This window comes from Pseudomonas syringae group sp. J248-6 (assembly GCF_032586995.1).
Lineage (GTDB): Bacteria > Pseudomonadota > Gammaproteobacteria > Pseudomonadales > Pseudomonadaceae > Aquipseudomonas > Aquipseudomonas amygdali.
In genome coordinates this window covers 229,136-241,788 of record NZ_JAWHOP010000001.1, presented here as the reverse complement: position 1 = coordinate 241,788, position 12,653 = coordinate 229,136, and the positions used below count along the sequence as shown (strand labels likewise).

Sequence of the window (12,653 nt, the reverse complement as noted above, 5' to 3'; positions counted from 1 at the left end):
GCCTTGCTTCTGCCCTGGCTGAATGTCTATGGGAACAACCATGACGAGTAAATTCGATCTTTCAGCGATCCTGCAGGGCGAGTACGCCGAGCTGATCGTCAAGGGCATAGAGACAACCCTGCAACTGGCGTTTGTTGCCTGGTGCATGGCCATGGCGGTGGCCTTGCTGCTGGTGTCGATTCGCCTGACCGGCAACAAGTACGCCGAGCGCCTGGTGGCGGGTTATGTGTCCTATCACCGCAATGTGCCGACGCTGGTGCAACTGATGCTCTGGTATTTCGGCATTCCCACGCTGCTGTCCGAAAACACGCAGCTCTGGCTGGCCAACTACAGCACCGAGTACCTTTTTTCGGTGATCGCGCTGGGGCTGTGCCAGGCGGCTTACTTCAGTGAGGACATCCGCAGCGGCTTGCGCGCCATTCCGGCCGGGCAAGTCGAAGCATCGCGCGCATTGGGCCTGGGTTATGTGCGTTCGATGCGTTACGTGATCCTGCCGCAAGGCGTTCGCAACTGCCTGCCGTCATTGATCAATCACACGGTGCTGCTGTTCAAGAACACCAGCCTGGTCATGGCCATCGGCGTCGTCGAGCTGACCTATGCCACTCGCGAGGTCGAGAACTACACCTTTCGCACCTTCGAGGCGTATCTGGTCGCAACCGTGGTCTACCTGGCCATTTCACTGATGCTGATGGGCCTGGGTGCGTTGCTGGCCCGGCATTTCAGCAAAGCCATGGCGAGGTAGGCGGCGATGTTCGATGTGTTCACGATTGTTCGCGATAACTGGACCTTGCTGCTGGTCGGCCAATACCCTCACGGCCCGATGGGCGGGCTGGTTTCAACGCTGACTCTGGCTGCGCTGGCGCTTTTGCTGGCGTTCCCGCTAGGGCTGCTACTGTCGCTGGCACGGGTCTCGCCGTGGCGCTGGCTGCGTTACCCGGCCACGGTCTGGGTCTATGTGATGCGCGGCATTCCGCTGCTGATGGTGATTTTCTGGACTTACTTCCTGGTCCCGCTGCTGATCGGTCATAACATCACCGGCTTCACCACCATGCTCTGCACGCTGGTGGTCTATCAGAGCGCCTACCTGTGCGAAATCATCCGCGGTGCCATTCAGGCGCTGCCGGCTGGTCAGTACGAAGCGTCACGCGCGCTGGGCATGGGCTACATGCGCACCACGGTCTGGGTGATTCTGCCGCAAGCGCTGTACAACGCATTGCCAAGCCTGATCAGCCAGTTCATTTCGATCATCAAGGAAACGTCGCTGGGCTACGTGATCAACGTCCAGGAAGTGACCTTCGCCGCCAATCAGATCAACAACCAGCTGCTGACCAAGCCGTTTCAGGTGTTCTTCATTCTGGCGATCACCTACTACGTGCTGTGCTACGGCCTGACCCGGCTGGCCGCAGTGGTGGAACGGCGGATTGCCCGCAAACGGGAGGGCAGCGTGTCGCCTGCACCTGTTCCCCGGCCTTTGACTACCGACAATTGAGGGTTGCCCAATGCATCCGATGATCATGTTTTCCAAGATCAATAAGTGGTATGGCGAGTACCAGGCCCTGACCGATATCACCGCTGAAGTGCAGCGCGGCGAAGTGGTGGTGCTGTGCGGGCCCTCGGGCTCGGGCAAGTCGACACTGATCCGCACCGTCAACCGTCTTGAAGATGTTCAGCAGGGCCAGATTCTGTTTGACGGCCACGACGTGAACGGCACCGACGCCAACGTCAATCGTTTGCGCAGTCGGGTGGGTTTTGTATTCCAGAGCTTCAATCTGTTCCCGCATCTGTCGGTGCTAGACAACATCATCCTGACCCCGACCAAAGTGCGCGGCCTGAAAAACAGTGAGGCTCGCGCCAGGGCCATGGAACTGCTGGATCGGGTGGGGCTGGCACACAAGGCCGGCGCTTACCCGGCGCAGTTGTCCGGCGGCCAGCAGCAGCGCGTGGCGATTGCCCGGGCGCTGGCCATGGAACCGCCCGTGATGCTCTTTGACGAGCCCACCAGCGCTCTCGACCCGGAAATGGTCGGCGAGGTGCTCAGCGTCATGAAAGGCCTGGCCAAAGAGGGCATGACCATGATGTGCGTCACCCACGAGATGAATTTTGCCCGTGAAGTGGCCGACACCATCTGGTTCATGGATGCGGGGCAGATCCTTGAAAAATCCAGTCCTGAGGCTTTCTTTCAGCAGCCGGACCACCCGCGTGCCCAACGCTTCATTTCCGACCTGCGCAGCCATTGAGCACAGGCCCCTGTTTCAGCAATCCCTCCATTTATTTCCAGGAGTCTCACCATGCGTATGAAGTCTTTGCTGGTTGCACTGGCATTGTCGCCATTGGCTGTTTCGGTTGCTCACGCTGATCAGCTCAGTGATGTGATGAGCAAGAAAAGCCTGAGTTGCGGCGTCTATGCTGACGTCCCGCCGTTTTCGGCACCGGACCCGAAAACCCGTGAACTGGTAGGCATGGACGTCGACCTCTGCAAGGCGCTGGCCAAACATATGGGCGTCGAGCTGGAGCTCAAGCCGCTGTCGGTCGAAGCGCGCATTCCTGAAGTCAAAATGGGCCGCGTTGACGTGATTTTTGCCAACCTGGCCTACACCAAGAGCCGCGCCGACCAGATCCAGTTCAGCGATCCGTACTACATCGCCAAGGAAACGCTGGTAGTGCGCGCCGCCAATGCCGATCAACCGAAATCCTTTTTCAAAGGCAAACGCATCAGCTCGACCAAAGGCTCTACGTCCGAACAGTCGATTCGGCTGGCTGATGCCACGCCTGTGACCTTCCAGGACACCGGTTCTGCCTACATGGCGCTGCAACAGAACAAGGTGGTGGGCCTGGTGACAAACACCATGACCGCGATCAAGCTGGTCGGGCAGGCCAAGGCCAGTGGTGTGGAGCTGGCAATCGCCAAGGAGCCGATGGCGCTGGAGCCTATCGGTGCCGGTATGCGTCAGGGCGAGCCGGCATTTCTGGCCAAGGTCAACGAATCGCTGCGTGCGATGGAAGCAGCAGGTGAAATCGACGCGATCTGGGCGCAGTGGATCGGCCCGAATACCGAATACAAAATGGTTCGTGAAGACAAGGTGCAAAGCCTCAGCGAATTGAAGTTCGACCCGCTGCCTTGATCAAATCTTGATATTTCCTTGAGGGTTTATTGATAGTCGACGTTCAGAGTTCTGCCGACAGTATTAACCGTCGGCATGACCCCGTGTGGGCGCCTCAGAGGAAAAAATGTCTGATCGCTCAGGTTCCGTTTCTGCATCGACAATTGGCGCTTCAATCACTGGAAAAAGGCGATTCGGTGCCTCGCCGGTATGGCTGATTCCGGTGATTGCTGCTCTGGTATGCGTATCGCTGTTGATCAGCAGTTCACTGTCGAAAGGGCCGAGAATCTTCATCAGTTTTCAAAGCGCCGAAGGGCTTGAAGCGCATAAGACCAGGGTCAAGGTCAAAAATGTCGTGATCGGCGAGGTGTCGGCCGTCGCCCTCAGCAAAGACCGTACGGGTGTTGTGGCGACAGTGGATCTGAATGCCGACGCCAGTGCCTTCACTGCCGAGGACTCCATGTTCTGGGTGGTGCGCCCGCGTATCGGGGCCAAGGGCGTTTCCGGCGTGGATACCCTGCTTTCCGGGCCGTTTATCGCGGCAGACAGCGGGACGTCCGAGCACCCGAAAAAACACTTTATTGGTCAGGAAAGCCCACCACCCCTTACGTTTGGCGCAAAAGGCACACGTTTTACCCTGCACGCCGAGGACATGGGCTCACTCGATGTCGGTTCTCCCGTCTATTATCGGCGCATTCAAGTCGGTCAAGTGGTTGCCTGTCATTTGTCCGAGGATGGCAAAGGTGTGGATGCGGAAATTTTCATCAATGCACCCAACGACCGGTTTGTGACCACCGATACACGGTTCTGGAACGCCAGCGGTATTGGTCTGACGGTTGATGCCGATGGGCTGAAGATAAAGACTGAATCGGTTTCGACGTTACTGGCCGGAGGTGTGGCCTTCGTTGAGCCGGGATACGGTTCGAGCGCGCCAAGGGCTGCAGAGCATGCACGTTTCAAGCTGTTCGAAGATCAGCAAAAGGCGCTGTCACCGCCCGATGGCGAGCCGGGTTATATCCGCATGATGTTCAAGCAGTCCTTGCGTGGACTTGAAGTCAATTCGCCCGTCGAGTTCATGGGCATAAATCTGGGGCGAGTGGTCTCCGTCGATCTTGACTACGATGCGGCCAGCAAATCTTTTTCAAGCATTGTAGGGGCGGTTATCTACCCGGACCGCCTTGGGCAGGCCAACGAAAAGATCGTAGAGACATTGGGCACACCCGACGATTCGCGTACCGCGCAGTTGATCGCCGACTTCGTCAAACAGGGCCTGCGCGCACAGCCTCGCAGTGCGAGTCTGCTGACCGGCCAGCTTTATATTTCTCTGGGGTTCTTTGCCAACGCTGCGCCGGTTCAATTCGATGTCAACGCGCGGCCGCTGATAATCCCCACCGTACCGGGAGAGTTGGAGAAAATGCAGGAGCAGGTACAGCTGATCGTTGAAAAGGTCAGCAAATTGCCGATGCAGGAGATCGCCGGCAATCTGAATGGCAGCCTTGACGAAGCGCACAAGACGTTCAAGCTGTTCAACGCAGACGTGATGCCCGAACTTCACACTGTTCTGGGGCAGTCCCGAAGCACGATGGAGATAGCCGGGGCGGCCCTTGCAGAAGACTCGCCGGTACGCCAGCAGGTCAGCCGGACGATGGACGAGGTTCAACGTACGGCCCGCTCGGTGCGGGTCCTGACCGATTATATAAGCCGCAACCCCGAAGCCTTGATCCGTGGTCGCACCCGGCAGGATGCGCCGAGTATCTACCCGCCGGCCAGTTCTGCGCCACGGTCTGACTGACGCTGCCAAAACGTGCTCAATACCTTGGTTTTACGGCCTTCCATTGCGGTTGGTACTTCTGCATCTGCTTCACGTCATCGCGCTGACGAATGCCACAGCTGTGGTACTGATCGTTGAGCTTGCCAAGCTGGTCGTAATCCAGCTCAAGGCCCAGGCCCGGCGCGCGGGTGATGCTGACGCAGCCGTCGACAATCGGCAGCTTGCCGCCCTTGATGACTTCCTCATCCGGTTCCTGCCACGGGTAGTGCGTATCGCAGGCGTAGTCCAGATTGGGCACGGACGCAGCGACGTGGGCCATGGCCATGAGGCTGATCCCGAGATGCGAGTTGGAGTGCATCGACACACCGAGGCCGAAGGTGTCGCACATCTTCGCCAGCGCCTGGGTGTCGCGCAGGCCGCCCCAGTAATGGTGGTCGGCGAGTACGATCTGCACGCTGTCGAGGGCCACGCTGCGTCGAAATTCATCGAAATCGGTCACGACCATGTTGGTCGCCAGCGGCAGGCCGGTGCGCTTGTGCAATTCCGACATGCCCTCCAGGCCAGGGGTTGGGTCTTCGTAGTACTGCAGGTCATCGCCCAGCAGCTCTGCCATGCGAATCGAGGTTTCCAGCGACCAGTTGCCGTTGGGGTCGATACGCAGCGGGTAGCCGGGGAAGGCTTTTTTCAATGCCTTGATGCAGGACACCTCATGTTCCGGCTCCAGCGCACCGGCCTTGAGCTTGATGCTTTTGAAGCCATAGGCTTCGATCATGCGCCGTGCCTGGGCGACAATCTGTTCTTCGCTGAGCGCTTCACCCCAGCTGTCGGGCGCGTAAGGCGCATCGGCATGCTGCGCGTACTTGAAGAACAGGTAGGCGCTGAAGGGTATCTGGTCACGAATGGCACCGCCGAGCAGGTCCACCAACGGCAGGTTCATGGAACGTGCCTGCAGGTCCAGAAACGCCACCTCGAATGCTGAATAAGCGTTGCTTACCGCTTTGCTGGCGTGCGAACCCGGTGCCAGTTCAGCACCGGCGAGGCTGGCAGGTTTGTGTGCCGCAACCGTCGCCTGAACGATGCTGCGCAGTTGATTGAGGTTGAACGGGTCGAGCCCGATCAACTGGTTCTGCACCTGTTGCTGAATGGCCAGCGCCGGGGCGTCGCCATAGCTTTCGCCGAGGCCGATGTAACCGTTGTCGCTTTCCACTTCGATGATTGAGCGCAGGGCGAAAGGTTCATGGATACCGCTGGCGTTGAGCAGCGGCGGATCGCGAAAGGCGATTGGGGTTACGGTCACACGTATGATTTTCAAAGGGCGGTCTCCCGGTGATCAGGGTTTGAGGCTGGAAGGGGTACCAGGCACGACGGCGCGGTGCGGTGTGGCTGGCTCATCTCTGGACGGGCGGCGCAGATCCCCACGCGGGGTGGTGCGAGCAAAGAAAATCACGACGGCAGCCAGTAACGAGGTGGCAGCCAGCCCATAAAGACCACCCTGAATCGAACCGGTGGTCTGCTCCAGAAAACCGAACGTAGTGGGCGCGACGAAGCCGCCGAGGTTGCCGATGGAGTTGATCAGCGCAATGACCGCTGCGGCAATGCGCGCGTCCAGATAGCCCTGAGGGATCGGCCAGAACAATGCCGATGCGGCCTTGAAACCGATTGCTGCGAAACAGATGGCGACAAAAGCAAACACCGGACCACCAATGGTGGACATGAACATGCCGACGGCGGCGATCACCAGCGTCACAGCGACCCAGGCCTGTTGGTGCTTGAAGCGTGCCGCCAGTGCGGCAAAGCCGTACATGGCCACAATGGAGATGATCCACGGCACCGAGTTGAACAGGCCGACCTCAAAGTCGCTGAAACTGCCCATCTTGCGGATCATGCTTGGCAGCCAGAAGGTAGCGCCGTAAATGGTCAGCGCCACCGAAAAGTAGATGAAGCAGAACAGCAGAATCTGCCGGTCCGCCAGCAAGCGGAATACCGACGGCCTGACGGTCTGAGTTGCTTCGCGCAGACGTTGCTCTTCGGCTATGGCGGTGCTGAGTGCGGCTTTTTCTTCGTCGCTCAGCCAAGTGGCTTCATGCGGGTGTGATTGCAGCCAGAACCAGACGAATCCGCACAGCACTATGGACGCGAAACCCTCGATCAGGAACATCCACTGCCAGCCGTGCAGACTCAGGCCTTCGATGCCCAGCAGCGCGCCGGATACCGGGCCGGAAATTACCGAAGCGATTGCCGAGCCACTGAGAAACAGCGCCATGGCCTTGCCGCGATCGCTGGAAGGCAACCATTGGGTGAAGTAATAGATGATGCCGGGAAAGAAGCCAGCTTCGGCGGCACCCAGAATGAAACGCAGCACGTAGAAACTGGTTTCACCCTGAACGAACGCCATGGCCATCGCGGCCGCGCCCCAGGTGAACATGATGCGGGTCAGCCAGGCACGGGCACCGTAGCGCTGCAGCAGCATATTGGAAGGCACTTCGAACAGTGCGTAGCCGACAAAAAACAATCCGGCGCCCAGCCCGTAGGCCGCCGCACCGATGCCCAGATCGGTTTCCAGATGGCTGCGTACAAAACCGATATTGACCCGGTCTATGTAATTGACGATGAACATCACCACAAACAGCGGCAACACGTGGCGTTTCACCTTGGAGGCCGCACGGGCAAGCACCGTGGGGTCCGTAGTGCCAGAGACGGTATTCAAGAGGCGACTCCCATTCATTGTTTTTTTGGGGATGAGTCGATCATGAGGGGGTGTATTATTCCCGTCCAATCCAGTTAGTGACTTGATTGATACCGGGAGTGGATCAATGTTCGAGCTTTCTCAGCTGCGCTGCTTCACCACGGTGGCCACGGAACTCAATTTCCGGCGCGCCGCCGAACGGCTCAACATGACCCAGCCGCCGCTGAGCCGGCAAATCCAGATACTCGAGCACAATCTCGGTGTCGAGCTGTTCACGCGCAGCACCCGCAGTGTGGCCCTGACCGCAGCGGGCAGGGCGTTCTTCATTGAAGCGCAGACCTTGCTGGAGCGTGCGCAGCAGGCAGCCATCTCCGCGCGGCGCTTTGCCGAAGGCGATATTGGTTCGGTGACCATCAGTTTTGTCGGCAGCGCGGTGTACGAATTTCTGCCCCGAGTGATCGCCGAGGCGCGGCTGAAGCAGCCACAGGTGAAGATTTCCCTGACTGAAATGAACACCTATCAGCAGCACGAAGCACTCAGGGCGCGACGCATTGATCTGGGTATCGTGCGAGCGCCGCTGTTTCAGCCGGGCTACGAGAGCGAATGCCTGGTGCGAGAGCCATTCGTGCTGGCGGTGCCGGGCAATCATCGGCTGGCTCACGCTGATTCAGTTACGGTGGCTGATCTGGAGGGCGCGCCATTTCTGATGTATTCGCACTCGGCGTACCCACCGTTCAACGAACTGCTGACTGGTATGTTTCGTTCCGCACGAGTTGCCCCGGAATATGTCCAATGGCTTGGGTCGTCACTGACTATTCTGGCGCTGGTCAACGCCGGTATGGGCCTGGCACTGGTACCGCGCTGTGCGACCAATGTGGTGTTCAAGGACGTCGTTTTTCGTGACATTGATCTGGGCGAGGGCGTGCAGAGCGAGTTGCATCTGGTCTGGCGTGCCGATAATGACAATCCGGCGTCCCGGATGCTGCTCAAGGCCATTCGCGCGGCTGTCAGGGCGGATGAAAATTGACGCGAAAAACCTTGCAGTGCGTTGGCATCAACTATCATTCATTCAGTCGATAGTCATCATCAAGCAAGGCAAGTTCTGTTTTTCCGGCAAAGGAGGAGGATGGCGCCATAGCCACCTGCTCCAAAGGGAGACGACGCGATGAGAATGTTTAACCTGTTGACGTTTGCTGCTGTGCTAAGCACCAGCATGATGCTCACTGCGCCAGCCAATGCTGCCGTCTCGTCAGTCTCTACGGTCTCCGAACAGTCTTGCCATTTCATGCCGGTGGCCGACAGCGCCTCCAGTCTGCAACACACTCAGTCAGTGGGCGTGTTGTATAGCGAAAACACCGTCAGTAACCTCCAGTACCTGAACAACTATCACTCGGTAGCACTCAGGAGCGGACAGAACGGCGCGCTCGATTCGCGCATCCGCAATGCATTCATCAGCAGTTCGGACCCGAAACTCGCAACCGACTGGCTGGTGGGCTCATTGCAGAAAGAGTTCGCTTCGGTGACCGTTTACGACAACCTCGACGCGCTGATGAAAGCGCGCCCCGACGTGGTGGTGATGCTTGACACCTATAACCGCCTGGTAAGCAAGCGCAATAGTCAGGTCGAAGCGCGGTTCATGGCCCGGTTTTATGACACCAATCTGCAATACATCGGCAAGGCAGAAGGTGAGGTGGTCAAGGAGATGACCTCGGTCTGGGTGCAGGGCAAAGCTGCTCCAGAAATTGCCGCACAGATTGACCAGCAGCGCGAGCTGCAGGTCAATGCGCTGAAACAATTCGATGCATCGCTCAAAGCGCTGGTCATGCAAGCCGATAGGGCTCAGGTGGCGGCGAACTGAGTCTAGGTCGCGCCTGGTTCATGTCCGGTTGTTGATGACCTGAGCAAAATTCGCGCTGAACGCGAACTGCGACACACCCAGCACGGAGGTGATGGTTCGCGAACCGCTGCCTTGTAGTTGTATCTGTCCGCAGTGATTGTCCTGCGGTGTAATGCTCGTGTTGACGGACAGAAACTGCTCATCAATTTTCGTCGCTTCAATACCGCCTGCCATCAGCATCGTTGCCAGCGGATCGAATATCGGTACCGGATAACCTTCGGCGTGCGTGCCTGATTTGGTTTGAAGCACTTGCTTGACCAGCAAGGCGACAGGGTCGCTCGCCGTAATTTTTTGCGAGTAGCTCGCGTCGAGAATGACCTGGTTGCAGAGGTCCAGCGGGACCAAGGTCAATGGCAGGCTCGACTGAAAAACGGTATCGGCCGCGACAGGGTCGACGAACACATTCCATTCTGCGTAGTGGTTACTGCTGTAGGCCTCACCCTGATTCCATTCCTTTTGAGCGTCGTTCAAGGCGGCGACGTTACCGTCAACATAGACAGCCCCAGCCATGGCGACGATCTGCTCGATCATCTGGAAGTCTGCGGGTTGGTTACTCAGTGAGAGCATCTTCGCAATGTTGGTAAAGCCACCCAGCGAAAGAACAGTGATTTTATCCTGGCTGTTCTTAACGGCCTGATACATGAACTCCCACGCGGGAAGGTTTGATAACGCCGGCAAGGCAGCCGGATTGAGCGTTCCCAGAAGGCCCATGATGTCATTCATATCGTTTTTGAATGGTTGTGGAAACCGGTTGTCGTACTCAAGTGGCTTATCGGTGCCTTTTGCCACAACAGTACTGAGACGGTTGCCAATGCCCAGTAAATGCTGCGCGATGATGACGCCCCAGCCGAGATCCGTTTCGCCACATCCAGTGACCGTGATACCGACGATGTCGATGTCCGGCCTTTTCATCAGGTAGGCGATGGACAGTACGTCGTCCCAGCCCATGTCCGTATCGATAATGACTTTCCTGTTCATGGTAATGCTCCCTGCCCATAGGGGACGATTGAAAAGAGGGGGGTTGCAAGCGTTTTAGATATACCCGAGCACCTGCTCGAAAAGGGTATCGCCTGTTTATTTCCATTAAACCGACGCATGGATCGGTTTTACCGTAAAGAATTAATCACACCTGCCGAGAGCATGACAAGTGGGCCGATCATTAATTGGCTCACATGATGAGCAGCAAGCCACGTGCGCTTTGACTGTAGTGACAGAGAAGCCTTGCGATGCTGAAAAAACTAGTGAGTGCCTTGCGCACCGTGATGTCTGTACCCGCTGATAATCCCAGGCTGTTGCAGGCCCAATACGTTGCGTTGTCCCGACAGCTGCCATTGATGTATTTCGTGCTGCTGGTCAACACCTGGGCGTTGGCATTCACCCATTGGGCAACTGCTCCGATGTGGCTGACCCTGCTGGTTCCGGCGCTGCTCACTATTGTTTGCGCTATTCGTGCGCGCAAGTGGCTGCTCACGGTAAACCGGCCGCCACCCGCGCCAACCACCATTCTGGCGACGCTGCGCGGGACCAACGGACTGGCAGGCGTGATCGCTGCCGGTTTCGCCGCCTGGTCGCTGTCGCTTTATCCCTATGGCGATGCCTATGCCCAAGCGCACGTGGCATTTTTCATGGGCATCACCGTGATTGTCTGCATCTTCTGCATGATGCACTTGCGGCCTGCGGCGTTGACCACTGCAGTTGTGGTCAACACTGCGTTTGTTATTTTTTTCGCGTCGACGCACAACATTACTTTCATCGCCACAGCAGTGAACATCGTGCTGGTGTCGATTGGCATGCTGATCATTCTTCAGTATCAATACCGCGATTTCACCAGCCTGGTGAATGTGCAGATAAGAACCGAGCAACTGAGCAATGAGAACCTTCTGCTGGCCAATCAGGACAGTTTGACGGGGCTGCCCAACCGCCGACAGTTCTTTCAGACACTGGACACGGCCATGCAGGAGGCGCTGGCGCAGCGCACCGGGTTGGCGGTCGGCGTGCTGGATCTGGACGGGTTCAAGCCAGTCAATGACCTTTATGGGCATCGTACCGGCGACCGTCTGCTGATGCTGGTAGCCGAACGTTTGACCAGTGCCTCCAGCGATACAGTGCATGTGTCGCGACTGGGCGGTGACGAGTTCGCTCTGGTTATCAAGGGTGATATCAGCAACGATGCATTGCTGGCGTTTGGTAAACACCTGTGTGAACTGATGCATGAAAGCTTCGAGCTGTCGGACATGCCCATCCAGATTGGCGCAACTTTGGGCTTCGCTACGTTTCCGGCCACTGCAGACAATGCCACCCAACTGTTCGAGTTTGCCGACTACGCGCTTTATCAGGGCAAAGACCATAACCCCGGAACTACCTGCCTGTTCTCCGCCAGCCACCGCGAGCAGTTGCACGCCGATGGCGTAACCGAGCAGGCATTGCGGCGTGCCAATCTGGAGACCGAGTTCTACGTGCTGTTTCAGCCGATCATTGAAAGCTGCACACGCGAAACGGTGGCTTTCGAGGCTCTGGCCCGCTGGAAAAGTCCGGAACTGGGCTCGGTATCGCCTGCGCATTTCATTCCGATTGCCGAGCGAATCGGCATGATCAACAAGCTCACCGCACCCTTGTTGACTCATGCATTGAAGAGGGCCTTGTCATGGCCGGCGCCCATCAGACTGTCGTTCAACCTGTCGGCGCACGACTGCGCGACCTGGGAAAGTGTCAGTACCATTGTCGAGATCATCGAAAACAGCGGTTTCGATGCCTCACGGCTCGATCTGGAAATCACCGAAACGGCGGTCATGCAGGACATTGCCCAGGTACAGCAGGCCATTGCGCAGTTCCGGCAACTGGGTTGCGGTATCTCGCTGGATGATTTCGGCACCGGGTACTCCAGCCTCAGTCAGTTGCACGCGCTGGCGCTGACCAAGCTGAAGATTGACCGCAGTTTTGTAACCGGTGTGCATGACAATCCGGCGAGCTACAAGATCGTGAAATCGCTGGTTGCCTTGAGTCTGGACATGTCTCTTGGCTGCGTGATTGAAGGCGTCGAGACGCAGGATGAGCTGAATGCACTGACCAGCCTTGGGTGCACGATGGTGCAGGGTTATTTCTACAGTCCACCGATCAGTTTTGAACAAACCCTGGTGTGGATCGAAACGCCGGATGAAGAGCGCACCTTCGGTTATGCAGCCTCGTGCCGGATCTGAT

The 12,653-nt window shown here is 57.6% G+C and carries 11 protein-coding genes; 8 read left to right on the top strand and 3 right to left on the bottom strand.

Annotated features, from left to right (window positions below; genetic code table 11):
• Nucleotides 1-40: 40 nt before the first annotated feature.
• From RYC17_RS00590 to RYC17_RS00570, 5 genes are all read left to right on the top strand, one after another.
• On the top strand, nucleotides 41-742 hold the full coding sequence (locus RYC17_RS00590) for an amino acid ABC transporter permease (RefSeq protein WP_316902150.1): 702 nt from the start codon (nucleotides 41-43) through the stop codon (nucleotides 740-742).
• Nucleotides 743-748: 6 nt separating this feature from the next.
• Complete coding sequence (locus tag RYC17_RS00585) at nucleotides 749-1,489, top strand: amino acid ABC transporter permease (protein ID WP_010210800.1); 741 nt, start codon at nucleotides 749-751, stop codon at nucleotides 1,487-1,489.
• Nucleotides 1,490-1,508: 19 nt separating this feature from the next.
• Nucleotides 1,509-2,237: an amino acid ABC transporter ATP-binding protein gene (locus RYC17_RS00580; RefSeq protein WP_193601067.1), complete on the top strand. Its 729-nt coding sequence runs from the start codon at nucleotides 1,509-1,511 to the stop codon at nucleotides 2,235-2,237.
• A 51-nt stretch (nucleotides 2,238-2,288) separates the two neighbouring features.
• A complete protein-coding gene (locus RYC17_RS00575) occupies nucleotides 2,289-3,122 on the top strand; it encodes an ABC transporter substrate-binding protein (protein WP_002553482.1) in 834 nt (277 codons plus the stop codon).
• Nucleotides 3,123-3,228: 106 nt separating this feature from the next.
• The gene (locus RYC17_RS00570) at nucleotides 3,229-4,893 is read left to right on the top strand and encodes an intermembrane transport protein PqiB (RefSeq protein ID WP_316902147.1); all 1,665 of its coding nucleotides are present in this window, start codon (nucleotides 3,229-3,231) and stop codon (nucleotides 4,891-4,893) included.
• Nucleotides 4,894-4,909: 16 nt separating this feature from the next.
• On the opposite strand, the gene RYC17_RS00565 is transcribed toward RYC17_RS00570, so the two are convergent.
• Complete coding sequence (locus tag RYC17_RS00565) at nucleotides 4,910-6,184, bottom strand: glucarate dehydratase family protein (RefSeq protein WP_316902145.1); 1,275 nt, start codon at nucleotides 6,182-6,184, stop codon at nucleotides 4,910-4,912.
• A gap of 18 nt (nucleotides 6,185-6,202) precedes the next feature.
• Entirely contained in the window at nucleotides 6,203-7,546 is a 1,344-nt protein-coding gene (locus tag RYC17_RS00560; protein ID WP_177342398.1) for an MFS transporter, read from the bottom strand.
• 139 nt (nucleotides 7,547-7,685) lie between these two features.
• Between RYC17_RS00560 and RYC17_RS00555 the strand changes: the two genes are divergently transcribed.
• A complete protein-coding gene (locus RYC17_RS00555) occupies nucleotides 7,686-8,585 on the top strand; it encodes a LysR substrate-binding domain-containing protein (protein WP_057402386.1) in 900 nt (299 codons plus the stop codon).
• Between the two features lie 138 nt (nucleotides 8,586-8,723).
• Nucleotides 8,724-9,416, top strand: coding sequence for a hypothetical protein (locus RYC17_RS00550; protein WP_002553487.1), 693 nt, complete (start codon nucleotides 8,724-8,726; stop codon nucleotides 9,414-9,416).
• An 18-nt stretch (nucleotides 9,417-9,434) separates the two neighbouring features.
• Here RYC17_RS00550 and RYC17_RS00545 read toward each other — a convergent pair whose 3' ends face one another.
• Nucleotides 9,435-10,433, bottom strand: coding sequence for a nucleoside hydrolase (locus RYC17_RS00545; RefSeq protein ID WP_316902141.1), 999 nt, complete (start codon nucleotides 10,431-10,433; stop codon nucleotides 9,435-9,437).
• A gap of 248 nt (nucleotides 10,434-10,681) precedes the next feature.
• On the opposite strand from RYC17_RS00545, the gene RYC17_RS00540 reads away from it, so the two are divergent.
• Nucleotides 10,682-12,652 carry a putative bifunctional diguanylate cyclase/phosphodiesterase gene (locus RYC17_RS00540; RefSeq protein ID WP_005743733.1) on the top strand — a complete coding sequence of 657 codons (1,971 nt, stop codon included), beginning with the start codon at nucleotides 10,682-10,684 and terminating at the stop codon, nucleotides 12,650-12,652.
• The last annotated feature ends 1 nt before the right edge of the window (nucleotide 12,653 follow it).